The organism is Niveispirillum sp. BGYR6 (assembly GCF_027568365.1).
Lineage (GTDB): Bacteria > Pseudomonadota > Alphaproteobacteria > Azospirillales > Azospirillaceae > Niveispirillum.
The window spans coordinates 168,315-192,727 of sequence record NZ_JANLNL010000010.1 but is presented as its reverse complement, the minus strand read 5'-3'; the positions used below and the strand labels follow the sequence as shown (position 1 = coordinate 192,727).

Sequence of the window (24,413 nt, the reverse complement as noted above, 5' to 3'; positions counted from 1 at the left end):
AACTCCCGTTGGAATAATGGCGTGTCGCCAGTACCTAAGCAATTGTGATGCCAACTGGGGATGGGGGCGGAATCCGCTGATTTTCCTCAGTTCTGGTTCCCACCCCACCCGGCACGCTCTGCCGCCGGCCCTTGCCCGGCGGTTTTTGCCGATCGGACCCGTGCCGGATTTGCCGATCAGGCTGGTAACGCCCAAAGCAAAAGGGCCGGTCCCTCACGGGAACCGGCCCTTTGAAATTTGCCCCCGTCTGGGGCCCATCGCCGATCAATTGGGCCGGGGAATGGTGAACATGCCGGAGCGGATGTCAGCGGCCAGACCATCCAGGAAACCGGCCGTGGTTTCCGGACCATGCTTGGCCAGCAGGCCGTAAATGGCGGCCGTCACCGACATGGTGCCGATCATGTCGTAGGGCGCACCTTCGTGGATGGCGTTCAGCCAGAAGGCATTGAACTGATCGAACAGGCGGGTGCGCACCGCCTCGTCCTGGGCCGGCATCCCGGCGGCTTCGGGAGCGGAAATGGTGAACTGGGAGGATTCAGTGAAGGCGTTCATGTCGGTTCTCCTTTTGCTTGAAACAGGTTTTGAAGGGATGGAACAGGATCAGGACAGGAAATTCACCAGTGACAGGGAAGCGGTGCGCCCGGTCACGGCGTAGGAGGTTTGCTGACGACCAAGGGCCGCTTGCAATTTTACGGCCACTTCATTTTCGTCCACGCCCTCGATCTGGGCCATTTCGCTTGTGGCTTTGGCCATGGCGCTGGCGTGGCGGGTCTGGGCGTTTTCCATCGTGGTGGCGGCATTGACCACACGGGCGGAGACGCCTTTCAGTTCATTCTGGGCGGCGATGGCCAGATCGCGCCCTTCGCTCATGATCTCGCTGTAACGGCCGGGCTGGGCCACGGCCTGGGTCAGCCGACGCAGGCTGGTGACCAGTTTCTGAATGGCGGGATCATTACTGCTGACCCCATAGGTGACCGACAGGCCTTCATCCGCCGTCATGCGCGCCTGATCATAGGCAGCGCTGTTATCGGTCTGCTTGGCGAACTCGGTATCATAGAAGGGCAGCTTGGGCGGTGCCGCCAGATCGGCAAAAACATCCTGATTGGCCAGGGGGGGGATTTCATTGGTCACCAGCCGCGCGCTGTTACCGGCATTATTGATGCTGGCCGTGGTCTGGAACTGGCTGTTATTGGCCTTGGCTGTCAGGATGATGTTGGTATCATCGGCCGGATCAATGCTGGCCGTGACCGTAGAGGCCTGATCACCATTGATCTGCGCCGTCAGTTTCTGCGCCACCCAGTTCGTCATGGAGGTGGGTTGGGTGAAACCCGCCGGCACCGGCGTATTGCCGTTCAAAATATCGGTATCGGCCGGGCTGATGGCATAGGAATATTGCGTGGGGCCGGCAATGATGACCTGCGGCGGCGCATTCTCGTTCTGCACAATGGTGCGCGCACCGACGGCAATGTTGAACACATCACCGACATCCGCCTCATTGCCATGCAGCTTCACATGGTCGATCTGGTTCTGGGTTTCAGTGGCTTTCTGGATCGTATAGGGCGCCTGACCAGGATCAAGGGCGCCCGGCGCCGGCTCCACCGTGTTCTTATGGGTGCCATTGTCATAGACGGCCGACGACATGGTGAATTTGTCGGTGACATCATTGGCCGTGGCGGTGACAATGCCGTTGCTGACGGACAAGGTGACATTGAAGGGCGGCTGGTACGCCTTCATCTGATCCACCAGGCCGGTGCCGGTGCTGTTGGTCAGCACCTCGTCCAGCGATTTCTCCTTACCGGTACTGGTATAGGTGAAGCGCTTGCCGTTCAGCGTCATTTCAAAGACCTCGCCGGCGTCACCCCGTGCACCCGAGAGGGTGGTGGTCATAACCTGCTTGGCGGAGATGATATCCCCCACCGGCTTGGTGGAGAGGCGCGAGCCGGCGAAGATATAGCGATCCCCCACCTTCTCATTCAGCATGGATTGCAGTTCGGTGGTCATGCCCTTGATCAGGGCCTTGGTGGAGGCAAGATCGGGCCAGGTGACATCAAAGCTGGACGTCCCGCCGCCCGCCAGTTTCTCGATATTCAGCTTGATCACAGCCCCCTCGCCGGGGCCGCCATTGATGATGAAACGGTCGGCATCCACCTGGGGCGGTACCTGTTTCATATTGATCGTGTTGGTGGATTTACCGCCCAGCCCGTCGGTGACCGTCACATCGAAACTGCCGGCGGGACCAGTGCTGCTGGGGACGGCGGAAACCGAATAGGTGGCTTCGGCCTTGAAGCTGGAATTGATCTGGTCGACCGTCACCTTCATGCTGTCGGCATTGGAATTGATGACGGAACTGACCCGTACCGCGCCCGGCCCCTGCGGCAGACGGCTGACATTGCTCAGCTCCGACGACATCTTCACCATGCGTTCCATGATGGTGTTGTAGGATTTCACCCGCGTCATCGACTGGTCGATGGTGTTCGTATAGGCCTGACGCTTGGCATAATCGGCGCGCAGGTCCAGCAGCCGCTGCGTCTGCGTGCCATAGGCGGAGACATCGACCGATTTTTTGAGCGTGTTGAGCTGCGCCGACAAATCGTCGATCTGCCGCTGCCCACCGGTGAGCCCTCCCAGCGTGGAGAGGTAGCTGCCATAGCTGCTGATCCGTGTCATCTGACGATGCCCTCGATAGCGTCCAGCATAGTGTTGACCGTCTGCATCACGCGGGCGGCGGCGGAATAGTTGCGCTGAAGCACCTGCAACATGGCGATCTCCTCATCCATGTTGACGCCGGTATTGTTCTTGTACCGGCTGTCCAGCTGCGATTTGAAATCGGTGGCGATGGTCGCCTGCTCGTGCGTCACCTTGGCATTGGTGCTCCAGGAGCCGATCACGGTGGAAACCATGGAGGAATAGCTGACGCTGGTGATGCGCAAGCCGTCCGCATTCAGGCTGCGGCCGGAGGCGGACAGCGACTGCGTCACCCCCGTTACAGCACTTTGCTTGATCTTCTTCTCGCCCGACAACAAGGCCGGGTTGAGCTGGATATCGCCCGCCCCCTTGCCGATGAAGAAGCGGTTGTCCAGTTCGCCCTCGCCGGCGGGACTGGCCTTGTCATAGGCATCGGCAAAGCTGGTGGGCTCCCCCGGCTTGGTCGATCCCAGGAAGGCCTCCCCCAGCCCCTGAAGCTGGGAATTCAGCTTGCGGATGATCTCGGCCGCCGGCTGGTTGCTGGCCGGCTGCGGCGGATTGGCTGTGGACCCGTCGGCCGATAATTGCAGCAGGGCGCCCAGCTTGCCGTCATTGATCTGGTCATTCAGTGCCCGGTCGCTGCCGGACGAGCGCAGCACCCCGTTGGAATAGCTGAATTTCACCGGTGCGGCATCCAGCAGCGAGACGCCGGACGAGGTAAAGATGGACAGCTTGCCATCACCCCGCTCTATGGTGCGGACGCTCATCAGGCTGGATACTTCGCGGATAAGCTGGTCACGCTTATCCTCCAGATTCATGGTCGGGTCGCCGGCCCCCTTGCTGGCCAGGATATCGTCATTCAATTTGTCGATGGTGGTCAGCGCCGTGTTCAACTGATCGACGGAGCTTTGAATATCCGTGTCAATCTCACGCTTCAGATCATTAACGCCCAGGTTCAGCCGCCGCAGCTCGCGGGCCACGTCATCGCCATAGGTGACGACCTGGCCCTGCGCCACCGTATTTTCCGGCGTGGCCTCCACTTCCATCCAGGCGGCCTGGAATTTCTGCATGGCATCCGTCAAGGGCGGGGTGCCCGCCGTGGTGCCCAGCAGGTCGGTTGCCTTGCGCATATAGGTGGACAGGGTGCTGGCGCTGGCCTCCTCCGAAAGCGTCTGCTGCAGCTGCACCCGCAGCGCCACATCCACTTCCCGCCGGTACTGTGCCACCATCGGGTTGCCGGTTGCATCAATGGTCCGTTCCAGCACATGGCGGGAACGGTTGGGATCATCGGCACCGGCCACATTCTCGGCAACGACCGACAGCTGCCCCTGGATCATCCGCAGGTTGCTGGAGGTGTTGTTGAGAACGCCGAAAAGGCTGGTCATCGTCCCTATCCCTTGATGCGGCCCGGCTGGGCAGCGACAGACCCCGGATGGATCGGTCGCCTACCCCTATGCAATGGGCGGGCCAAAAGGGAGAAGACGGTTAAGTCACTGATTCAAAACGGTGACAGGTAGGACGAGGAGTCCCACCGGCAATTTCTTCCCAGAAGAGAAAACCGGAAACGGCAAGCTTGGCCGGGCATGGGGACCCAATCTCAACCACCCAGCAAAGAAAATCCGCCCGGAAGCGGGCGGATGGCGAGGAGGCGTCAGAACAGGGATGGTCGCACCGCCCCGGCAAGGGCGATGCGACCACAGGGTCAGGCCGTATGGACGGCCGCTGACAACAGAGACAGACGGCTGCGAACGATCTGTTCGGCTACCAGCCAATGTTCCATATCCTTGCCCACCGGCTGGCCTTCACTCAGCCAGAGCAGATAGGCCTCATGCGCCACCTGCTCCGTGGTGGGCTGCACGGCAACCAGATCAAGCGGGGCGGCAGTGACGGGGGCGGCCTTCTTCTTCGTCCGGCCGGCGGGGGCCTTGGCGGATGCAACCGCCGGCTTGGCGGCCTTCGCCCCCGTCCGCGCCTTCTTGGCTGGGGCGGGCGGCGGCATCACCGGCTCTGCCGGGATGGTTTCAACCAGGGTGGTGGCAGCGGTTTCGGCATTCTTGGGCTTACGCGGCATAGGTCCAGATCTCCATGCAAGGCGGTTCGCGAAGCGGCGATTGGGGGAACGCGCGAATGATGCGGTTGGCAAAAAGTTTGACGAATTTATTGCACCGCACCACAGGCAGAATTTACCACCTTCCGCCGGGTCTCCCTAGTGGTTTTCTGCTTTGTCCAGCCCCTTGATGGGAGTACCCCCTCTTTACTGCTGCACTGCACCAAGGCCCTGCAGCAGCGGAAGCCGACGCTGACGGAAACGCTGCCAGCGTTCCTCCAGTTCCACGAGATTTTGTTTCGGTGTTTCCAAAAGGCGACCGTCGCGCAGCAGCCGCTGACCGGACGCCGCCAGAACGTCCCAGGCCGCCTGCGCGGGGTCGGCCGCCTGCTGGCCAAGGGCGTGCAGAAAAAGCTGTTCCACCCGATCCACGGCGATGGCGCCGCCGGTGGCCGGGCAGGCCAGCGCCTGCAGCCGGTCAACCTGCAGCGCCTGCTGCAGGATCACGGCGTTGAGCCGCTGTGCCGTCGTCGCCCGCGCCTGCAGCCCTGCAGGCGGCAGGGCCGGCGCCAGCAGGTCCAGTGCGGCCAGCAGGCCCAGCGCCCCCGGCACCCCCGCGCCATGGCGGGCCTGCAGCACCGACAGGGGCAATGGCCCCGCCTGCAGGCTGGCCAGGATGTCCTGCGACAGATGCCAATCCGGTTCCACCGTGCTGCCACCGGGCAGGGTGGCCCGGCGCGGCAGGTCACGCGGGTGGCCCAGCGCCGCCCAGCTTGGATCCGGGACAGGCGCTGCCGGTACGCCGCCGCCCCGGCGGAACAGGTCACGGCGGAACGGTCGGTTGGTCAGATAATCGCGCAGCATCTCCACAAAGACGGGATCATCATTCCCTGCCGGCCCTGCTGCTTCCGCAATGGCGGGGGCCTGCAGCGCCGCTTCCCAGCGGTCGGCTGCGCGGCGCTGGCCGGCGAAATGCACGTCGATGGCCGCCAGATCGGCGGCGATATCGGCAAAATAGACCGGCTCCCAGCTCTCATTGAAATATTCATGCGCCAGATACTGAGCCGGGCGCCCCCGCAACTGGGCCAGCCGGGGGGAGAGGGTGGGATTGATGCGGAAATAATCCGCCCCCTGCCCTTCCAGCCGGCTGGCCAGTTCCAACGCCGCCCCGATACGCGTCGGCAGATCGCCGGCCGTCCGCCTTGCCTGCTCCAGCATCAACCGGCGCAGCGGCAGATATTGCGCCCAGCCCGGCAGCACATTGTAACCGATATAGACCAGCCCGCCGGGCTTCAATTTGGCCTCAATGAAGCGCACCACATCGGCCCGCGCCGCCGGCCCCACCCAGGACCAGACGCCATGCAGGGCGATCATGTCAAAGGCGGGCAGGTCGGGCTCCCGCCGGTAATCCCGGAAGCCCTTTTCGCTGACCGTCAGGTTCGTCAAGCCTGCAGCATCAGCCAACCCGCGCACATGGGCGACATGGTCGGGGTTGAAATCATTGCCCCAGAAGCGGGCCTGCGGGTTGGCCGCCGCCATCAGGGCCAGACTGAATCCCTGACCGAAGCCCAGCTCGCAATAATCGAAGGGTTGGCCGGGGCTGATCGGGGCATCGGGCAGGGCCGCCGCCATCTCCCACGGCAGCAGTTCCACGTGGAACCCGTGGGTGTAGCCGATCTCCGTTACATATCCTTCGGTCCAGCCTTGCATCTCGCCCATATCCAGAAACGACGCTTTCGCTTTTAATGGCACGCTTCGGCGATCTCGCCTATAGATCGCCGCCTTACAGGAATGCGGGTGTGGAAAGGTTCTGCGGATGCGGTACGGAAAGCTGGAGGTGATCTGCGGGCCGATGTTCTCTGGCAAATCGACGGAGATATTGAAGCGGGCCATCTGGTACACGCACGGCACCGGCTCCCACATCATGCTGCTGAAGCCCGCCTTCGATGTGCGCTATGCCCAGGACCGGGTGGTGAACCATGATGGTGTCGGCTTTGATGCCATGCCCATCACCCGCATGCCGCCCGTTGCGGACCAGATTTCCGCCGTCTTCATCGATGAGGTGCAGTTCTGCACCGATCCACATTACCAGGGCGATCTGGTGGAAGATGTGCGCGCCCTGCTGGCCCGTGGCATCGATGTGGCCGTCGCCGGGCTGGATATGGATTGGCGCGGCCGCGCCTTCCCGCTGACCGCCACCCTGGCCGCCATGGCCGATGGCATCCAGAAGCTGCGCGCCCGCTGCGCCGTCTGCGGCCATGACGCGCATAAGAGCTTCAAGAAGCACAGCAACGACCGCACCGTCGAACTGGGTCAGGCCGACCTGTACGAGCCCCGCTGTAACCTGCATTGGCACGACCACAGCACGCGGCCGGGGACAGAGTTGAGCTTGGATTTATAAAATATTAGAGTATGTCCGGAAAGTTTCACGTTATCTCAACGCCTTACACGTCTTATCTGCAAACGCTACCGTCACCCCGGCGAAGGCCGGGGTCCAGAATCAAGGGGCGCTTTGCTCTACGAAACTGGACCCCGGCCTTCGCCGGGGTGACGGGATTAAAACATTAACATGTTGAGAAAGAAGGAGAAGTTTTCAGACGGACTCTTAGGTTCATCTCTATCGGCCCCATACAATGATAAGAAAATATTTATAGGTGCATATTTACCTGATCATTATTCAAAAATTTGACTTTTTGTCCAAACCAACCAACCCTGACCGTCAAAAGCCTCTACAGCAAAAGCAAATATGTTTTGCGGACTCGGCAAGCTGTGATCAACATCCAACTTCGATTCAAAAAAAGAAAAAACCGCCGTGTAACTTATAATAAGTTTCAATGAGTTGACAATAAAACTCAAATCATCATTCTGTGAAAAACATTTATAAACAGAATCGTCAACCACAAAAAACGCCCCCATATCACGTATACCCCCTTTATAATCCTCCTCTCTTGCCCATATATTTTGTAATAAAATTTTCACATGTGGCGTAAAATTTCTGATTTTTTCTAGGATAAACTCCAAAACTTCGTTTCGCCCGACGCCATTTTCACAAATAAACCCACGATCTGGAAAAACCTCAACTGTTTCATCGGCGCCGACGACACCGTAGAAATTTCCGACAGTGCAAATTGATTTAAATTCTCTTACAAGCCCTAATTCCAAGCATAGATCGTCTATTATCTCTTTAACATCCGGAAATTGATAAGACACTATCCTTATAGTGGTCATCACAAAACTCCCGCAAAGCAGAGAAATTAAGCCATTGCCCCACTACCGATCAAACGTCACGCTCTCCGCCTTATCCTGACCGTTGAAGGTGAGGGTCCGGATATGGGCCGGGTCGCCGCCGGCCATGTCGAAATTCACCTGATTGAGCTGGGTGCGGAAGACATCGCGCAGGATGTCATCCTCCACGGCCAGCGCCTGGGGCGGGGCCTGCAGCGCCAGTTCCTGATAGACAAAAATGTGATCACCCTCCAGCTCCGCCCCCAGCAGCTTCAGGGGCAGGGGCTTTCCCCCCGGCGGGGTCAGGCTGAAACGGGCCTCAACATACAGCGCCAGCTTGGCCTGATCCTCCAACCGGGACAGGTCCGGCGTGGCGATGCCGGCCTGCTGGCTCAGCGCCACCTCCGCATCATGGGCGTGCAGCTTATGCTCCACCTCCAGCAGCTTGGCCGCCGCGTTCCAGCGCACCAGCGTCAGGGAAGCCTTGGCCCGGTGGGCCTGGGCCGGCAGGGGGGCGGCCAGCAGCAGGCCGCCCCCCATCAGGGCCAACAAAGACCGGCGCCTCACTTCGCCTCCCCCGCCGGGGCCAGCGGTACATCCTTGCCGGATTCCGCCCCCTTTCCCTTCTCCCCTTCCTTGGCCTTCAGCTCCACCAGCATATCGGCCATCAGGTTCTTCTCGTCCCGCTTATCCTTGTAGAGTTCCAGGCGGGAAGCCTGGATACGCCGGGGGAAGCTGTTATTGGACGGGTCGGCATCGGCAATTTCCTGCCGTGGGTCCAGATCGACGGCGACAATCTGCTTCGGCCGGATCAGCATCTTGGTCACCTTCCTGGAATTGTACCGCCAGATTTCCGCCGGGATCATCAGGAACTCGGTGCTTTTGTCGGCAAAGGTCAGTTGCAGGGGCAGCGGCATCACCAGCCCGCCCTTATTGACGAAATCCAGGAAATAGACCCAGTCGCCCTCCTTCTCGGCCCGCGCCAGCGCCTCACGCTCCCACGGCTCCAGCCCTTCCAGCATCTCCTGATAGCTGTTGCGGTCCTTGTTGGTGACGGTGAACTTGTCATTCTCGTTATAGAAATCCTTCAGCGACGGATCGCGCTCCACCGCCGTCTGCAGGCCCTGTTCGCGGTTATGGATGCTGGCCAGCGGTTCACGCTGATCGCGCGCCGCCTCTTCGCGCTGCAGCGGCTTCTCCTTGTCCGGGTCGCCGCTGCCGATGCGATATTCTCGTACATTGCTGAGGTCGATATCGACATGGTCGGTGGTGTAGAACCAGCCGCGCCAGAACCAGTCCAGATCCACGCCCGACGCGTCCTCCATGGTGCGGAAGAAGTCGGACGGGGTTGGCCGCTTGAATTTCCAGCGCCGCGCATATTCGCGGAAGGCATGGTCGAACAGGTCACGCCCCATCACGGTTTCGCGCAGGATGGTCAGGGCCGTGGCCGGCTTGGTATAGGCGTTGGGGCCGAACTGCAGCACGCTGTCCGACTGCGTCATGATCGGCACCTGGTTTTCGCTGACCATATAGCTGGTGATCTGCGCCGGCAGGTTGGGGTTGCGGGTCTGGCTGCCGAACCCTTCCTCCCATTCCAGATGGGCGATGTTCTGCAGGAAGGTGTTCAGCCCCTCATCCATCCAGCTCCATTGCCGTTCATCGGAATTGACGGTCATGGGGAAATAGATATGGCCGATCTCGTGGATCACCACGCCGATCAGGCCATATTTGGCCTGGGCGGAGTAGGTGCGCTTGCCCGTCTTCTTATCCACGCTGGGGCGATATCCGTTGAAGGTAATCATCGGATATTCCATGCCCCCACCCTCCCAGGTATTCACCGACTGGGCCGTGGGATAGGGATAGGCGAAGGAGAATTTGGAATAGGTGCGCAGGGTGTGTACCACCGCCTGGGTGGAGTATTTCGACCAGAGCGGCTCCGCCTCCTTGGGATAGAAGGACATGGCCATCACTTCCGGCTGGGCCTGATCCTCCTGGCGATAGCCCATGGCATCCCAGATGAATTTGTTGGAGCTGGCAAAGGCAAAATCGCGCACATTCTGGGCGCGGAACACCCAGGTGCGCATCTCTTTGTCGGTTGCCTTCTCATTCTCCGCCGCCTCTTCCGGCGTGACGATGAAGACCGGCTGTTTGGCGGTGCGGGCCTTCTCCAGCCGGCTGCGCTGGGTTTCGGTCAGCACATCGCTGGCATTGCGCAACTCCCCGCTGGCCGAGACGATATGGTCGGCCGGCACGGTGAGGGAGACATCGTAATTGCCAAATTCCAGCGTGAACTCCCCCCGACCCAGAAAGGCCTTGTGTTGCCAGCCGGCATAATCGGTATAGGCGGCCATGCGGGGGAACCATTGGGCGATGAAGAACAGGTCGCTGTCGGGTTCGCTGAAATGCTCATACCCGCTGCGGCCGCCGATGCGTTCCTGATTGATGATGTTGAAGGCCCAGTCGATGGAGAAACTGATCGAGGCACCCGGCGCCAGCGGCTGGCGCAGGTCGATCCGCATCATGGTGTCGACGATGACATAGGGCAGCGGGCTGCCACGATCATCGGTCACCTTGGCGATCTCAAACCCGTATTTGATATCCTTCATCAACTGGGCGCGGGCCAGCGTGTCGTAACCGACCCGGTCTTCGCCGCTGGTGCGGGTCAGCTCAGCAATCGATTTATCCTTGTAGATATTCTGGTCCAGCTGCAGCCACAGATAGGGCAGGGCGTCGGGCGAATTATTGCTGTAGCGGATGGTTTCTGACGCGGTGATGCGCTTGGCCGCCGCATCCAGCTTGGCATTGATGCGGTAATCGGCCCGCTGCTGCCAATATTGGTGGCCGGGGGCCCCCGATGCGGTGCGATAATTGTTGGGCGTGGGCAGGTCCACCTCCAACTGGCGGAACTTATCCTTCCAACTGCCCTTGGTCTGTTCAATCGCATCCGCCGATACCGGCAGGGATGGCAGAAAACACAATAGCAGCGTGGCCAGCATGGCCGCCGCGCAGCGCTTGAAAACCATCATTCCCCACTCTCCCCCCGCCGGCGTCCGTCCAGTCGCCCCGGCGTTTCAAAGCTTTGATAGTGAAGGCATCAGCCAAAAGGTCAATGGGGTTTCTCTGTTTCGTATACGATGGAAAGGTTGGGAGCCTGTCAGCACGGGATTGATTGAATCGCGGGGCGGTCCCTTGTCCAGGTCGGGGCTGTTTTCCTTACCAAATGCTTCGTTCCGCCCTATGATCCGCCGCATCAAAAAATGGGGGAACAGGATGCGGGACGGGATTGCCATGCGCGGCGATTGGCGGAACGAAACCATTATTGTCAGCCTGTCGGTGGATGGGCTGGGATCGCGCGATCTGGCTTCCCTGCATCAGCTTCTGGATGCTGGTGAACAGGACCGTGCCGCAAGTTTCCATTTCGACGCCGACCGTCATTCCTACATCGCCGCCCATGGCCTGTTGCGCCTGTTCCTGGGCGCCTGGCTGGGGCGGTCGCCGACGCAGCTTGCCTTCAACGCTGGCACCTGGGGCAAGCCAGCCCTGGTGCGCGGTGGCGCGCCCTTCAGCATCAGCCATACGCGCGGCATGGTGGCCGTGGCCATCGCCCCGCAGGGCGAGGTAGGGGTGGATGTGGAACAGCTTTGCCCCCGCCGGGAGCCGGAGCTGGAGATTGCTGACCGCTGGTTCTCCGCCGCAGAGGTGGCCCAGATCGCCGCCATCGAAGCGGAGACTGACAAGCGGGAACGCTTCATGCGCATCTGGAACCTGAAGGAAGCCGTCATCAAGGCCACCGGCCGGGGCCTGTCGCAGGAACTGACCGGTTTCAGCGTCACACCCGCCGCCGATGACGGCAACGGCCCTGGCCTTGACTGCCATGAGGAATGGCTGCGTCAGGCCGGTCAGTGGCAGTTGGAGCAGTGGCAACAGGGCGAGTATCTGCTGGCTGTCGCCGGCATCAATGGCCCCACCACCAAGCCCCGCCATTTGAAGGTCACGGCCGACGGTCTGGCCGCCCTGGCGGATGGCGTGCCGGTGATGGCCTGAGGCCACCGGCGGTGCCCGGCCAATCGCCGGGCACCCATCGCCTGCAGGGCGCAAAACATCCCCTGTTACGAATTGGACCATACCCATTCAGAACCTGAATGGGGCCTGGGGACAACGTTGTCCGTGTGACGGACAGGGTGATTGAATAATTTTGATAAGTTTTGGGACAAAACCCAACAGTTGACGCGTGCGGAGGCCCCAGCCTCCACGCCTCGGCCACAAGCCATGTGAAAAGCCAGAACAGGTCGAACGCGGATGATGCCGGCATCCGTGCGCGGGGGCGCTTTGCGCCCAACAAGAAGCCGGCATCGGGACGCTTTCACGCGAAGATACGAAGGGGAGTTGTAGGATGAAGGGGGTCTATTTCCGTCACACGCTGGGTGTTTCGGCCCTGGCGCTGAGCATCGCTGCGGCCGCACTGCCGGCCCAGGCCCAGAATGCGGAGAAGGAAAAGCCGGCGGCGGACGAATACGCGCTGGACGAAATTGTGGTGACAGCCCGTAAGCGGGCCGAAGATATCCTGAAGACGCCGGTTTCCGTCACCGCCGTAACGTCTGAACAGTTGGAACAGCGCGGCGTTACCACCATTTCAAATCTGGCGGAACAGACCCCCGGCTTCAACATCAATAATAACAGCTCCGGCCGCGCCGACCGGTCGTTCCAGCAGTTGATCCTGCGTGGCTTCACGCCCGCCACCACCGACAGCACGCCGGTCGCCACCTTCATTGATGGTGTGCCCGTTTCGTCCGCCACAGCGGTGATGAGCATTTCCAACCCGGCGCGTGTTGAACTGCTGCGTGGCCCGCAATCGGCTTATTTCGGCCGCAACACCTTTGCCGGTGCCTTGAACGTGGTGAACAAGGAACCGGGTGACAAGCTGGCCGGCAGCGTTCTCGCCTCCATCGCCAGCCGCAACACCTATCGTCTGCAGGGTGAGTTGGAAGCCCCGATCCTGGAAGACAAGGTGGCCTTCCGCATCGCCGGCAGCAAAGATTCCAAGGATGGCAGCTACAAGAATGGTGCCAATCCGGGTGAAACGTTGGGTGAGCAGTCCAGCTACACCTATAACGGCCTGCTGGTGGTAAAGCCGAGCGAGAACCTGACCATCAAGGCCTTCGGCATGGTCTCCCATGATGATGATGGCCCGGCCGGCATGGGCGTGATCGGCGCCGGGCAGGTCACCGATGCCAAGGGCAAGGTGGTGGTCGCCAACCAGTCCAATTGCGGCTTCACCGTCACCAACGCCCTGTTCGGTTTTACCAGCACCAACCGCTTCATCTGCGGCACCGCACCCAAGCTCAGCGGCCTGTCGCCGGCCTCCAACACGCTGGTGGACAGCTATGTCCGCTCACGTCTGGCCATCAAGCAGAACCGTCTGATCGATCCGGAAGATGGTGTCCAAGGTTATGGGCTGGTTCGCGACTATCAGCATTATCATCTGGCCGCCGATTACGACATTCCGGATACCGGCTTCACGGTGACAGCCCTGACGGGCATGAACCGCGAACAGTGGGGCTCCCTGTCCGACATCGTCAATTATGACAGCTCGGGCATTGCCAACGCCGCCTATACGCCGACCAATGGTCTGCGTAACTATTACAGCTCCTCCTATCTGGTGGAAAGCAAGTCCAAGGACTTTTCCCAGGAACTGCGCCTTGGCTATGACGATCAGGGCGACCTGCGCTTTGTGACCGGTGTCAATTACCTGAACGCCAGCGCCAAGCGCACGGTTGATATCCTGGATAACATCACCCCAGCCTCCGGTGTCACGCCCTCGGGCAAGACGCGGAACGAGACGCTCAGCGGCTTCTTCGGCATCACCTACGATATCACCGACGCGCTGACCGCCAGCGTCGAAGGCCGCTATCAGATCGATAAGCTTTACGCCTATATCTCGCCGCTGCGTGATCTGGTCGTCACCGATCCCACCTTCACCAAGCCTGGCACCTATGCCGCCGGTTCGCTGCTGGCCAGCAAGAAGTACGAGAACTTCCTGCCCCGCTTCATCGCTCAGTACCAGTGGACAGACGAGGTGATGACCTATGCCTCCGTGGCAAAGGGCGTCAACCCGGCGGCCCTCAATTCCGGCGTGGTGACCTATACGGGTGAATCCGCTGCCTTCGCCAAGAATCTGGGCCTGGATGTGTTCGTCAGCCCGGAGAAGGTGACCACCTATGAACTGGGCCTGAAGGGCTCGGGTGATAGTGGGCGGCTGCGTTACACCTTTGCCGGCTACTTCTCCCAGTGGCGTGACCAGTTGAACCAGGTCATCCAGACCTTCGGCAACACGGTTGGCGGCTTCTCCAGCGTGTTTGGCACCATCAATGCCGGTGGTTCCGACATGAAGGGTATTGAGTTCGAAGGCTCCTACCGGCTGAACCAGTTGATCACCCTGAATGCGGCCGGCTCCATCAATGACAGCAAGGTGAAGAATTACCGGTCACCGCTGACGACCCAGTTGACCGGTCTCTCCAGCTTCCGCGGCAACGAGTTGCCATCAACATCCAAGTACGGCGCTTCCGTTGGCGTGCTGTTGAATGGGGAGCTGGGCCTGTGGCAAGACAGCACCTGGTTCACGCGTGTCGACTACACCTACAAGTCCGGCATGTGGTCGGATGTGGCTAACATTGTAAAAACCCCGTCTTCGCAGGTCGTGAACCTGCGTGCGGGTATCACCAAGGGTGACATCTCCCTGGATATCTTCGTGAACAACCTGTTCAACGAGGATGCCTATACCTCCATCACCGACAATTTCATCTTCTCCCCCACCACCACCTATGCGGCCTACAACGCCATCAATGTGGGTCTGCGGGAGAAGCGCTCCGTCGGTGCGCAGGTCAAGGTCAAGTTCTAAAGCCACCTGCGTTTAGTTGAACGCAGGTGGCTTTAGATGAGTCTGCCTGCGAGCGGATTCACGCCAAAAGGAGATGTCACCTTTTGGCGATCCGCTCTCATCCCGCTTACGGGATCAGCGCGGTGGGGAATGGTCGGTCTTCCCCACCGCGTTTTTTTATCCGCGCGGCCCCCTTCCAAATTCTCCCTTTCAAGGAGCCATCATGCGCAAATACATGATCGCGGCCAGCGCCGCACTTTGCCTTTCTGCCATTGCCCTGCCCGCCCTCGCCGATGTGCAGCCGTGTGAGGAGCGCAGCTTCATGCAGCCGCCGCTATTTTATCCCGGTGTGGAGAAACTGGCGGACGGGCGCGTCACCTTCCGGTTCTGCGCCAAATCCGCCAAGGATGTGCGCGTGCTGGCCATGGAAGTGGCCGGCGTGCCCACCGGGCTGGATGGCAAGCCGCCGGGTCTGGCGCTGAGCGTTGACGACAAGGGCTATTGGTCGGCCACCACCAGCGCCCCGGTGGCACCCGGCGTCTATACCTATGCCTTCAAGGTGGATGGGTTGCGCATCGCCGATCCGCAGGGCACCCGCTTTGCCGAAAGCTTCGGTGGCCCGCAATCGATCTTCGAAATCCAGGGGCCGGAAACCCCGAACCAGTTCTATAAGGCCGAGGTGCCGCACGGCCTGGTCTCCCTGGTCGAATATAGTTCCGCCAGCCTGGGCGGCATCAAGCGCCGCGCCCATGTCTATACCCCGCCGGGGTACGAGGCAGGCGGCAAGGAACGCTATCCGGTGCTGTATCTGGTCCATGGCTATAGCGACAGCGACGATGCCTGGGTGCAGAAGGGCAATGCCAACGCGATCCTGGACAACCTGATCGCCGCCGGCAAGGTGAAGCCGATGATCGTGGTCATGCCCTATGGCCATACGCCGGAACGGGCGGGCGTGCAGGGCATGGTGAATACCGATTTCGGCGCCGATCTGCATAAGGAGCTGATCCCCTATATCGACAAGCATTTCCGCACCGAGGCCGCACCCAAGACCCGCGCCATGGCGGGCCTGTCGATGGGTGGCGCCCATACGCTGCAGTTCGGCCTGCCCCGGCCGGATGTATTCGGCAGCATCGGCGTGTTCAGCATCGGCCTGTTCGGTGATCAGGTCACCGCCTATGCCAGCGCCAATGATGCCGGGCTGAAGGCTCGCGCCAAGGAAAAGGGGCCGGTGTTCCTGGCTGTCGGTAAAGAAGATTTCGTCTTCCCCTCCGTGGCCCCCGTGCGCAAGATCATGGATGATTACGGCATCAAGCACGAATATGAGGAAAGCGGCGGCGGCCATACCTGGATCAACTGGCGCGCCTATCTGGAAGAATTCCTGCCCAAGCTGTTCCGTTAAGCTCTGGGTGCAGACTTGGAAAAGGGGGGCCACGTTGCCCCCCTTTTTTATTGCGACGTCGCAACGGCGCTATCGATCAGCCGCCAATCAACCGGTCAATGCGTTCCCGCAGCGCCAGCAGGGAGGCGCGTTCATCCTCCGCCAGCGCACCAGCGCGCTTGGCGATATTGTCCAGGTTGCGGCCCAGGCGGGTGGCCGCCTGCAGCACGGCGCTGGCCTTGATCTTATCCGCCGCTGCAGGCTGGGCACGGGCCGCGCGCAGTTCCTTGATGGTGGCGCCGGCCTTGATACGGGACCAGAGCGCCAGCCGCGCCCCCTCCCCTTCTGTATCGACCAGCAGGAACAGGTGGCTCTTCGTCACCCGGTCCCGCAGGGGCGGATATTCGCTGCGGATCAATTCCGGCAGGCTGGGCAGGGCCAGCAGGCGGGAGACCTCCGACTTGCTGAGCCCAACAATGGCCGCCAATTGTTCCTGGGCATAATGATGCCGTTCCCCCAGCCGGGCCAGGGCCTGGGCGGTTTCCAGCGCATCCAGATCGCGGCGCTGCAGGTTTTCCACCAGCGCCACTTCCTCGATATCGCCACGGGTGACGACGGCGAAGATGGTGGGCTTGCCCAGCAGCCGGTGCGCCCGCCAGCGCCGTTCACCGGCGGCGATGACATAGCCACCCTCGGCTCGCTTCTTCACCAGAATCGGCTGCAGCAGGCCGTTATGGCGGATGCTGTCGGCCAGTTCCTGCAGTGCCAGCTCATCAAAATGGCGGCGCGGCTGGTCCGGGTTGGCATGAACCTGATCCAGGTCCAGCTCCACCAGCTCCGGGAAGTCGGCCGAGGTGCCGAACAGCTTGTTCAACCCGCTGTCGCGCGGCACCAGCGGGGCGGCGGGGGCAAGGGCCGGATTGCTGCGGGCGAGCTTACGCGACATTCGCTTCCTCCGTCAGGTCGGCCTCGATCAGGGATTGCGCCACCTCGCGGAAGGGCGCCACGGTGGCGGGGTCGGGTGCGACATCCACGGTCGGCTGCGCGGCCGCCACCGATTGCGGGAAGATGGTGGAACGCGGCACGGCAGAGAAAATGCGCAGGCTGCCGCCGAACCGTTCCGTCAGGTCGGCCAGGGTGGCGCGGTCCTGGGTGTGACGGGCGGTGAACATGGTGGGCAGGATGCCGATGATCGACAGGTCCGGATTACCGCGTCGGCGCACCTTGGCGATGGTGTCCAGCAGCAGCGGCACGCCCATCATGGCCAGCAATTCCGTCTGCACCGGGATCAGCACGCCATTGGCCGCCGCCAGCGCGTTCAGCGTCATCATGCCCAGATGCGGCGGGCAATCCAGCAGGATGTAATCATAGGCGCGCGCCACCCCGGCCAACCGTTCACGCAGCACCAGCGTGCCCATCGGCTCCGCCATCAGTTCCGTCTCCGCCGCCGACAGCAGGATGGTGGAGGGCAGCAGGTGGAAGCGCCCGTCACAGACCGGCACCACCGCATTGGCCACCGGTTGGTCCTTCAGCATGACATGGAAGGTGGTGCGCCCAGCCTCCGACGCCTCGGCCTGGGAGATGCCCAGATGCACCGTGGCGCTGGCCTGCGGGTCGGCATCCACCAGCAGCACGCGCTGGCCCAGGGTGGCGAGCGCAGCAGCGATATTCACCGCCGCACTGGTTTTGCCGACCCCACCCTTCTGGTTGGAAATGGCAATCACCGTGGCGCGGTCACGCCGGCGCTGCACCGGGGCACCCAACAGTTCCGCCACCACCTGGGGAATCTTCTCCGTCCCACCTTCCCAGCGGGAAATGCGGCCCTTGTCATAGCGGCGGCCCAGGCTGGCATTCAGCCACTCGGCAAACGCCTGCTGCGTATCCCCGCGCGCTTCCCGCGCCGCCCGCAATTCCGGCCCATCCATGGCCCTGCCCCATCGCTTGTGGCTGTCACATGCGCGGGAGCATAGGGGTTGGTTGACGGGCCGTCAACGGGGTTGGTTGTGACATGTCAACAGTCAACCGCGTCAGAAGTCTTCCCGGACTTGGTGATCGGGCTGCTCCCGTTGCGGAAACGTCGATCCGGGCTGCTCAAAAAACGCATCCCATAGGGCGTCCGCCGGCACCAGAACCCTTTGCTGCCCCTCCACCAGAATAAAGACCTCCTTCACGTCCGACGCGAAGGCAACATCTTCCGGCAGAGGGATGATTTGACCGCTAAGCGTGCGCAACAAAGGAACCTTGACCGGCATCCCATCCTCCCCGCGATAACGCACAGTAAGGGTGAAGCGGGAAGGATGCGCCGTCAATCACCCGCCTTCCCTACTCCGCCGCCGGCAACTGCTCCCGGATGGCCGCCGCCAGCGCCTTCACCCGCTCCAGCCGGTCATTATAGTCCTGCGCGGCGGTGGCGATGTGGGTGCCGCAATGGGGGCAGTCGGTCTCGTGCGGCCAGACATATTCATGGCAGCCCCGGCAGAGCGCCAGATGCGGCGGGATGCGGCCCCGGTCATAGCCGTCGCGCTCATCCGGGGCGATATAGACCTCCCGCCCATCGGTGGCGGAGAAGGGCGCCAGCAGCGCCGGGGCCACCTGCTCGGCCGCCGGGATCGCCTCCTCGATCAAGGCGAATTCGCCCACAGCGAAGCTCTCCGGCCCCGCCTCCTTCACCTTCACCACCTTTTCGCGGATGCCCTTCTTGGCCAGATCGCGCACGCGGTAATGGCAATAGGGGTTGTTGCCCCGCTTGCCCAACAGAGAATGGGAGGTCCAGGTACAGCCGGCCCGGCAGACATCGGCGTAGTAACAGGTCCGGCAATAACCCCAGAGATCCTGTTCCACCGACCGCGTGCGACCAAAGGCCATGGCCTCATTGTTCCGCCAGATATCGGCCAGGGTCAGGTCACGGATATTGCCAGCGGCGTAGCCGACCGTGGCCAGGGAGGGACAGCCCTTGATGGTGCCGTCCGCCTCAATCCCGATGACATTCTGGCCGGCGGCACAGCCGGCCCAATGCACCGCCTCATTCCCGAAGCCACGCCACAGCGATTCATAGGGACCGAAATAGCCGACATTATTGCCCACCACCATGGTCAGGCCACGCTTGGCCCCTTCGCGGTAAAGCTTGGCCAGCAAGGGCATCAGCTCGATCAGGCGATAGGGCTGCAGCAAAACCTCCGGGTTATCCACGGCATTGCCCATGGCCACCGTCAACTGGATTTGCCAATGGGTGGCCCCAACCTCAATGATGCGGTCCATCAATTCCGGCAGATCGGGCATGGTCTCTGCCCCGATCTGGGTATTGACGGAGATGGACAGCCCCAGCGCCTTGGCCCGGCGCAGGGCCGACATGGCTTGGTCATAGGAGCCGGGCACGCCACGCACCCGGTCATGCAGCGGTGCCAGCCCGTCGATGGAAACGCCGATGCCACACAGGCCAGCGGCCACCGCCTCTTCCAGGCGCTTATCCGTCAGGTTGCGCCCGCCGGTCTGGATCAGGCAGAGGATACCGTGTTCGCGCACCCGGCGCAGAATATCCAGCCAGTCGCGGCGCAGATAAGCCTCACCGCCGATCAGGGTCACTTCCCGCGTGCCCAGCCGCGCCATCTGGTCCACCAGATCCAGGCATTCCGCCGTGGTCAGCTCACGGGTGCGGACATGGCCGGCGCGGGAGCCGCAATGCTGGCATTTCAGGTTGCAGGCCAGCGTGATTTCCCACACGACATGGACAGGCACCAGATCGACCACATCGCGCATGGAGCGGGCACGCGGCACATTGCTTTCCGGCAAGGCGGGAATGTCGGGCATCGGCATCACCCTTGATTAAAGGCATGAAGGGGGCACAAGAAGGCCGGCCGCCGGTTCTGCCGGCGGCCGACAGGCGGGAGGGAACTCAGCCGCCCTGTTTGGCCTTGGTCAGGGCGGCACGCGCCAGGGCCAAGGCAGAGCGGATATCACCGATCTGGCTGTTCTGCTTCTGGGCTTCCGCCAGGGTCAGTTTCAGCAGACCGACATCGCCACTGACGATGCTGTTGCGGATGCTGGCCGCGTACAGCACCACGACGGGGGGCCAGGGCGGGGTACCTTCCGGGGGTGTGGTGACCATAATCGTCTCCTAAAAAATATAGGTTGCAGGCGCTGATCAGCGTTCCAGCTTGGCGATCTCGGTCTTCAGCTGTTCGATCAGGGTCGGCAGATCGCCGTATTTTTCCAGATAGGCCTCGGCCTGGCAGATCAGGCTGTCCAGCTCGGCCGCGTCATTGCGGGCCACCGCACTGTGCAGCGTGGCGGCATAGAGCGGGATATGGTGCGCCTGGGGTGCCACGGCATACAGGGGGCGGATAATAGCGTCGCTCATTTCAGGCTTCCTCTTGATTGCAGGCATGAAGGGACATTGCCGCCACACCGGTTAGGGTCATGGCGGATTGATCAGCCAGTAATTTCAGACGGGCTTGCGCGGCGCTCAGGGCGCGGCTTTGGCGGCCGCCAGTTGGGCACGGGCGGCCGCCAAAGCCGACCGCACATCGCCATCGCGGGCATGAAGTTCCTGAGCCAGCGACAGTGCCACTTTCAGCGCATCCAGATTCCCGCTGGAGATGGCCGTGCGAATGGCCACCCCATAGGGCGTAATGGGGGTGAAATTTTCCAATGAAACCTCCCTCTCGGTTCACACAAAGGGCGGGCAGGCGCAGATTTATGGGTGATTGGCTTCTGGAAGTTCGTTCTGGAGCCCTTGCGCCACCAACCACCTTGGCGACATGATGAAACCATATAAACACGCTTAAGGCGAGTAAATTATATGTGCCCGCTATAATTTTTGCGTGCATACAATTTAGGAAAGACACTTTTAATATCAGGCGGGCAAAAAAAGGGCGGCACCGGATCGGCTGCCGCCCCTCTCCCTGGATTGCGTCGATCAAAGGCCCTGCAGGAAATCCGCAATGGCGGCGGCCCAGGCCGCCGGCTGCTGGTCAACAATGTCGATGCCGCCGCCCTCCAGGGCCGCGAAGGCGAAATCCGGCCTCAGCCGGTGCGTTGCCAGGGCCGCCTGATAGATCATGTCGCCGGTATTGGTCAAGATCAGGGTCGGGTGACGCAACAGCTTCAGCCGCTCTTCCTGATAATAGGCAAAGGCGGCGGCATGGCCGTACCAATAGGTACCTTGGGCCAGCGCCTGCATGGCCTGCACCACATAATCGCTGATGCGCGCCGGGCTGACGCTGCCGGCGGCATAGCGTTCCCGAATGCGCGCCACCTCCACCATATGGGCGGCTTCGGGCAGTGCCTGGAACGCCTTTTCCCGCACGACAATATCGTCGATCAGGGCTTGGCGAACATCATCAGGGATCAGCATCTGTCCGCCCAGAATGGCCGCTTCCACGCGATCGGGATAGAGCAGGGCCACCTCATTGCTCACCAGGGCGCCGGTATGGTGGCCGCCCACGGCCGCCTTAGCCAGCCCCAGCGCATCCAGCACCGGCGGCACCACGGCCGCGTAATCGGCAATACTGGGCGGGCTGGACGGGGCATCGGACAGGCCGAAGCCGGGCAGGTCGATGGCGATGGGGCGGATACCCCGTTCCAACAGCGGTTCGAACACATAATCGAACTGGTTGGCATTCTGGATCGCCTGATGCAGCAGCACAAGCGGCCGCCCCTCCCGCCCATCCAGATAATGGATCTGGCCATAAGGCCCATCGGCATAGCCACGCCGCATCCGCACCATCACGCGTTCCTCCCCAACGATAAGGAGGAACAGTTTCTCCCAATGCGGCCGATAAGGGGACGTCCGCCATCCCCCCTGTTCACCAGACGGCTACAGCACCCTGCGGCTGGCAAGCAGGTAATCCGCCATGGTGGCGTGCGGGTAGAAATGTTTCTCCAGCAGCGCCCACATGGGCGGGTTGAAATGGCTGGCCTCAAACGCGGCCACGGCGTCCGGCCCGATCTGCTGTTCCATCATGGCCGTTACCTGGGCGATGGCCGCCATCAGCCAGCCGCGCCTTGCATCGGCTGGATGCACCCAACCGATGGGGAAGAACCAGCGCCCGACCAGCGGCTGATATTCACAGATGATCCAGCCGCGCCACGCACCGGCAGCATCATGGATCATCAGGGTGAAATGGGGTTCCGCCGTTGCCAGATGGCCGGAGGGATCGGCCCAGTCCGGCAGCTCCCCTGTCGCGCGCAGGGCGGCAACCGCGTCCCGCACCTGCTGCTGGCCCCCCTGCCCCAGCGTGCCCCAGGGGACCAGGGCCACCCGATCCCGTTCCAGCCGCCCCAGCAGGGCGGCACGGCGCAGGAAAACCCGTTCTGTGCGGTCCACACTGCTCTGCAGGCGCAGGCTGACCCGTTGCGGTGGCGTCCAGCCAGCCTGCAGCAACAGCCCCGCCAGGGCAGGCGCCCCCGGCAAGCGGCTGGACCATTCCGCCACCAACTCCCCTGCCCCCGCCGCTGTCGCCGCATCCACGATGGCCGCCAGCAATTGCCGCCCCAATCCCTGGCGGCGATGGCTGGAACTGACCATGATGGAATGCAGCTGGGCACCGGGCTTGCCCAGCAGATTGGGGCCCAGCAGGGCCAGACCGAGCGGGCGTTCATCCTGCCAGGCGGCCACAGCGGCCACCCGCTTGCCATCGATCCGGGGCAACAAGTCCCGCAGGGCGCGGAAGGTGAGATGGCCAAGCCGTTCCGCCTCCCCCACCGTCACACTGCGTATCTGCACCGTTGTACCCAGCATCATCCGCACCTTTGCCGCAAGCGGAAGGCACCTTGGCACGGGGCTACCGGGCCGGACAGAAGGGCAGCACACTTCCCGCCCGTGTTTGCGCTATGCGGGCGGGTGCTGCCTCAGCCCTTGCGCGGCTTGCTGGCCGGTACCTGGAACTCCACCTCGGTGATGGAGCCAGACGTCAGCGAGGAAAGCACCAGCCGCATCGTCGCCTCATGCCCGCGGCGGGCGGTATCGGCGGTCACGGCGTGGGCGGCGCGCAGCACCAGCTTGCGGGCGCCGCGGGCGGTTTCCTCAATCCCCACAGCCTCCAGATCGCGCAGCAGCGGGCCGGGCACATTGCGGGAACCCAGGGCGTGGCGGGCGGCGGCCCACAAGGCCTCGGCATCATCGGCATCCGGCAGGGGCGGCGGCGGCACGGCGGGGGCCGGTGCCTCCAGCTTCTCCACATTGCCCAGGCGGCGGGCCTTGCGGCCGGCGGCATGGCGTTCCCGCTCCAGGAAGGTCTCGGCGGCCTCCTCCTCCTCCTTGGCGTGGAAATCCAGGGTTACTTCCTCAATCTTGCGGCCTTTGCGCTTGAACTTCTCCTCCGGCATATCAACGCGGAAGGGGGCCAGCTGGTTCACCTCCGCCATGGCGCGGTCGATGGTGCGGGTGCGCAGAATGCCGAAATCCTTATAGGCCCCCTCCGGCACATTCAGCAGCTTGCGCAGCGTTTCGATATCCAGGGTCAGCGACGGATGATCCATCTGATACCGCTGCATCCCGATCTCATACAGCTTCAGCGCATAGGTGCTGGTGACCTTCACCATCGCCGGCCCCGACAGCCGGGCCCAGAGCTGGGAGGAACGCTGCAGCTCCAGGAACGCATCGGTGAACTGGAAATGGATATCGGCGCTGTCGATCTCCACCTCATCTTCCGGCCGGACATAGGAGGAGAGGATACGCAGTTCCGCCCGGCTGCGCCGGCCACGGAAGGGGCCGATCACCACCAGGGAGCTTTCGTAAATCTCCTTCACCGCGTCGAAGATGCGCTCGTTCCCCTTGTGGTTGCCGCGCACCACCTTCTTGGGCAGGCGATAGAGCTTGTTGGCGAAGTTCTGGCTGCCGGCCAGATGGATCATGAAATTCAGCATCTTCTGCGCCGGCAGCGACAGGCGCGACCCGTTGGCCGGGTAGGAATAGACCGCCTCCGCCGCCTTGATCAGATGCTTGTAGCCATCGCGTTCGAACGTGGCAGCGGCCACGCGCGCCGTGTGGCCGCCAGGGTCCAGCGCCGGCAGATTGTCGGGGCCGGAATTGCCCTCCATGTCGATGACGACGCCGCTATCCCCGAATGCCGGGCTGTAGGGTATGATCTCAGCGGCGGCCGCTCCCTTGGCGCGGCCGGTCGTGGGTTTGGCAATCTGGTCATCCGCGCCACCATCGTCGACGGCGACAGCGGCTTTACGGCGTGAAGGCGGCATGGAAA

General features: G+C 62.1%; 22 protein-coding genes. 4 read left to right on the top strand and 18 right to left on the bottom strand.

All coding sequences use genetic code 11. From position 1 onward, the window contains the following. Positions 1-264 precede the first annotated feature (264 nt). From PCJ49_RS19305 to PCJ49_RS19285, 5 genes are all read right to left on the bottom strand, one after another. A complete protein-coding gene (locus PCJ49_RS19305) occupies positions 265-552 on the bottom strand; it encodes a hypothetical protein (RefSeq protein ID WP_269912378.1) in 288 nt (95 codons plus the stop codon). A 48-nt stretch (positions 553-600) separates the two neighbouring features. Beyond that, a complete protein-coding gene (locus PCJ49_RS19300; RefSeq protein WP_269912377.1) occupies positions 601-2,667 on the bottom strand; it encodes a hypothetical protein in 2,067 nt (688 codons plus the stop codon). Further along, positions 2,664-4,070: a flagellar hook-associated protein FlgK gene (gene flgK / locus PCJ49_RS19295; protein ID WP_269912376.1), complete on the bottom strand. Its 1,407-nt coding sequence runs from the start codon at positions 4,068-4,070 to the stop codon at positions 2,664-2,666. The genes PCJ49_RS19300 and flgK overlap by 4 nt, the downstream gene beginning before the upstream one ends. A 317-nt stretch (positions 4,071-4,387) precedes the next feature. Continuing rightward, on the bottom strand, positions 4,388-4,756 hold the full coding sequence (locus PCJ49_RS19290) for a DUF2934 domain-containing protein (protein WP_269912375.1): 369 nt from the start codon (positions 4,754-4,756) through the stop codon (positions 4,388-4,390). 183 nt (positions 4,757-4,939) lie between these two features. Beyond that, complete coding sequence (locus tag PCJ49_RS19285; protein WP_269912374.1) at positions 4,940-6,442, bottom strand: class I SAM-dependent methyltransferase; 1,503 nt, start codon at positions 6,440-6,442, stop codon at positions 4,940-4,942. Between the two features lie 106 nt (positions 6,443-6,548). Here PCJ49_RS19285 and PCJ49_RS19280 point away from each other — a divergent pair, with 106 nt between their 5' ends. Further along, positions 6,549-7,133, top strand: a complete 585-nt coding sequence (locus tag PCJ49_RS19280; protein WP_269912373.1) for a thymidine kinase — start codon at positions 6,549-6,551, stop codon at positions 7,131-7,133. 272 nt (positions 7,134-7,405) lie between these two features. Here the strand turns inward: PCJ49_RS19280 and PCJ49_RS19275 are convergent, their stop codons facing one another. The 3 genes from PCJ49_RS19275 to PCJ49_RS19265 are packed head-to-tail and all read right to left on the bottom strand — an operon-like array spanning position 7,406 to position 10,983. Next, entirely contained in the window at positions 7,406-7,960 is a 555-nt protein-coding gene (locus PCJ49_RS19275) for a hypothetical protein (protein ID WP_269912372.1), read from the bottom strand. A gap of 42 nt (positions 7,961-8,002) precedes the next feature. Then, positions 8,003-8,524 (bottom strand): DUF6702 family protein, encoded by a 522-nt coding sequence (locus PCJ49_RS19270; RefSeq protein WP_269912371.1) that lies wholly within the window; start codon positions 8,522-8,524, stop codon positions 8,003-8,005. Next, entirely contained in the window at positions 8,521-10,983 is a 2,463-nt protein-coding gene (locus PCJ49_RS19265) for a M1 family metallopeptidase (RefSeq protein ID WP_269912370.1), read from the bottom strand. Before PCJ49_RS19265 ends, PCJ49_RS19270 begins: the two co-directional genes overlap by 4 nt. 244 nt (positions 10,984-11,227) lie before the next feature. On the opposite strand from PCJ49_RS19265, the gene PCJ49_RS19260 reads away from it, so the two are divergent. The 3 genes from PCJ49_RS19260 (at position 11,228) to PCJ49_RS19250 (ending at position 16,233) form a co-directional block, all read left to right on the top strand. Continuing rightward, positions 11,228-12,001, top strand: a complete 774-nt coding sequence (locus PCJ49_RS19260) for a 4'-phosphopantetheinyl transferase superfamily protein (RefSeq protein WP_269912369.1) — start codon at positions 11,228-11,230, stop codon at positions 11,999-12,001. 349 nt (positions 12,002-12,350) lie between these two features. Then, positions 12,351-14,855 carry a TonB-dependent receptor gene (locus tag PCJ49_RS19255; protein ID WP_269912368.1) on the top strand — a complete coding sequence of 835 codons (2,505 nt, stop codon included), beginning with the start codon at positions 12,351-12,353 and terminating at the stop codon, positions 14,853-14,855. A 202-nt stretch (positions 14,856-15,057) separates the two neighbouring features. Further along, positions 15,058-16,233: an alpha/beta hydrolase-fold protein gene (locus PCJ49_RS19250; RefSeq protein ID WP_269912367.1), complete on the top strand. Its 1,176-nt coding sequence runs from the start codon at positions 15,058-15,060 to the stop codon at positions 16,231-16,233. A 76-nt stretch (positions 16,234-16,309) separates the two neighbouring features. Here PCJ49_RS19250 and PCJ49_RS19245 read toward each other — a convergent pair whose 3' ends face one another. The 10 genes from PCJ49_RS19245 to PCJ49_RS19200 form a co-directional block, all read right to left on the bottom strand. Next, a complete protein-coding gene (locus tag PCJ49_RS19245; protein ID WP_269912366.1) occupies positions 16,310-17,158 on the bottom strand; it encodes a ParB/RepB/Spo0J family partition protein in 849 nt (282 codons plus the stop codon). Beyond that, complete coding sequence (locus PCJ49_RS19240) at positions 17,148-18,137, bottom strand: AAA family ATPase (RefSeq protein ID WP_269912365.1); 990 nt, start codon at positions 18,135-18,137, stop codon at positions 17,148-17,150. The genes PCJ49_RS19245 and PCJ49_RS19240 overlap by 11 nt, the downstream gene beginning before the upstream one ends. Before the next feature lie 102 nt (positions 18,138-18,239). Beyond that, positions 18,240-18,464 carry an AbrB/MazE/SpoVT family DNA-binding domain-containing protein gene (locus tag PCJ49_RS19235; protein ID WP_269912364.1) on the bottom strand — a complete coding sequence of 75 codons (225 nt, stop codon included), beginning with the start codon at positions 18,462-18,464 and terminating at the stop codon, positions 18,240-18,242. 70 nt (positions 18,465-18,534) lie between these two features. After that, positions 18,535-20,019 carry a GDL motif peptide-associated radical SAM/SPASM maturase gene (locus PCJ49_RS19230; protein WP_269912363.1) on the bottom strand — a complete coding sequence of 495 codons (1,485 nt, stop codon included), beginning with the start codon at positions 20,017-20,019 and terminating at the stop codon, positions 18,535-18,537. An 85-nt stretch (positions 20,020-20,104) separates the two neighbouring features. Then, on the bottom strand, positions 20,105-20,317 hold the full coding sequence (locus PCJ49_RS19225) for a DUF1843 domain-containing protein (protein ID WP_269912362.1): 213 nt from the start codon (positions 20,315-20,317) through the stop codon (positions 20,105-20,107). Between the two features lie 36 nt (positions 20,318-20,353). Continuing rightward, positions 20,354-20,569, bottom strand: a complete 216-nt coding sequence (locus PCJ49_RS19220; protein ID WP_269912361.1) for a DUF1843 domain-containing protein — start codon at positions 20,567-20,569, stop codon at positions 20,354-20,356. A gap of 105 nt (positions 20,570-20,674) precedes the next feature. Continuing rightward, positions 20,675-20,860 carry a DUF1843 domain-containing protein gene (locus PCJ49_RS19215; protein WP_269912360.1) on the bottom strand — a complete coding sequence of 62 codons (186 nt, stop codon included), beginning with the start codon at positions 20,858-20,860 and terminating at the stop codon, positions 20,675-20,677. 267 nt (positions 20,861-21,127) lie between these two features. Next, positions 21,128-21,937 (bottom strand): alpha/beta hydrolase, encoded by an 810-nt coding sequence (locus PCJ49_RS19210; RefSeq protein ID WP_269912359.1) that lies wholly within the window; start codon positions 21,935-21,937, stop codon positions 21,128-21,130. Between the two features lie 90 nt (positions 21,938-22,027). After that, on the bottom strand, positions 22,028-22,954 hold the full coding sequence (locus tag PCJ49_RS19205; protein ID WP_269912358.1) for a GNAT family N-acetyltransferase: 927 nt from the start codon (positions 22,952-22,954) through the stop codon (positions 22,028-22,030). A gap of 107 nt (positions 22,955-23,061) precedes the next feature. Continuing rightward, positions 23,062-24,408 (bottom strand): replication initiation protein, encoded by a 1,347-nt coding sequence (locus PCJ49_RS19200; protein ID WP_269912357.1) that lies wholly within the window; start codon positions 24,406-24,408, stop codon positions 23,062-23,064. Positions 24,409-24,413 lie beyond the last annotated feature (5 nt).

Coding starts and splice junctions, on each gene's coding strand:
- PCJ49_RS19305 (WP_269912378.1), bottom strand. CDS start 552: ATGAACGCCTTCACTGAATCCTCCCAGTTCACCATTTCCGCTCCCGAA.
- PCJ49_RS19300 (WP_269912377.1), bottom strand. CDS start 2,667: ATGACACGGATCAGCAGCTATGGCAGCTACCTCTCCACGCTGGGAGGG.
- flgK (WP_269912376.1), bottom strand. CDS start 4,070: ATGACCAGCCTTTTCGGCGTTCTCAACAACACCTCCAGCAACCTGCGG.
- PCJ49_RS19290 (WP_269912375.1), bottom strand. CDS start 4,756: ATGCCGCGTAAGCCCAAGAATGCCGAAACCGCTGCCACCACCCTGGTT.
- PCJ49_RS19285 (WP_269912374.1), bottom strand. CDS start 6,442: ATGCAAGGCTGGACCGAAGGATATGTAACGGAGATCGGCTACACCCAC.
- PCJ49_RS19280 (WP_269912373.1), top strand. CDS start 6,549: ATGCGGTACGGAAAGCTGGAGGTGATCTGCGGGCCGATGTTCTCTGGC.
- PCJ49_RS19275 (WP_269912372.1), bottom strand. CDS start 7,960: ATGACCACTATAAGGATAGTGTCTTATCAATTTCCGGATGTTAAAGAG.
- PCJ49_RS19265 (WP_269912370.1), bottom strand. CDS start 10,983: ATGATGGTTTTCAAGCGCTGCGCGGCGGCCATGCTGGCCACGCTGCTA.
- PCJ49_RS19260 (WP_269912369.1), top strand. CDS start 11,228: ATGCGGGACGGGATTGCCATGCGCGGCGATTGGCGGAACGAAACCATT.
- PCJ49_RS19255 (WP_269912368.1), top strand. CDS start 12,351: ATGAAGGGGGTCTATTTCCGTCACACGCTGGGTGTTTCGGCCCTGGCG.
- PCJ49_RS19250 (WP_269912367.1), top strand. CDS start 15,058: ATGCGCAAATACATGATCGCGGCCAGCGCCGCACTTTGCCTTTCTGCC.
- PCJ49_RS19245 (WP_269912366.1), bottom strand. CDS start 17,158: ATGTCGCGTAAGCTCGCCCGCAGCAATCCGGCCCTTGCCCCCGCCGCC.
- PCJ49_RS19240 (WP_269912365.1), bottom strand. CDS start 18,137: ATGGATGGGCCGGAATTGCGGGCGGCGCGGGAAGCGCGCGGGGATACG.
- PCJ49_RS19235 (WP_269912364.1), bottom strand. CDS start 18,464: ATGCCGGTCAAGGTTCCTTTGTTGCGCACGCTTAGCGGTCAAATCATC.
- PCJ49_RS19230 (WP_269912363.1), bottom strand. CDS start 20,019: ATGCCCGACATTCCCGCCTTGCCGGAAAGCAATGTGCCGCGTGCCCGC.
- PCJ49_RS19225 (WP_269912362.1), bottom strand. CDS start 20,317: ATGGTCACCACACCCCCGGAAGGTACCCCGCCCTGGCCCCCCGTCGTG.
- PCJ49_RS19220 (WP_269912361.1), bottom strand. CDS start 20,569: ATGAGCGACGCTATTATCCGCCCCCTGTATGCCGTGGCACCCCAGGCG.
- PCJ49_RS19210 (WP_269912359.1), bottom strand. CDS start 21,937: ATGGTGCGGATGCGGCGTGGCTATGCCGATGGGCCTTATGGCCAGATC.
- PCJ49_RS19205 (WP_269912358.1), bottom strand. CDS start 22,954: ATGATGCTGGGTACAACGGTGCAGATACGCAGTGTGACGGTGGGGGAG.
- PCJ49_RS19200 (WP_269912357.1), bottom strand. CDS start 24,408: ATGCCGCCTTCACGCCGTAAAGCCGCTGTCGCCGTCGACGATGGTGGC.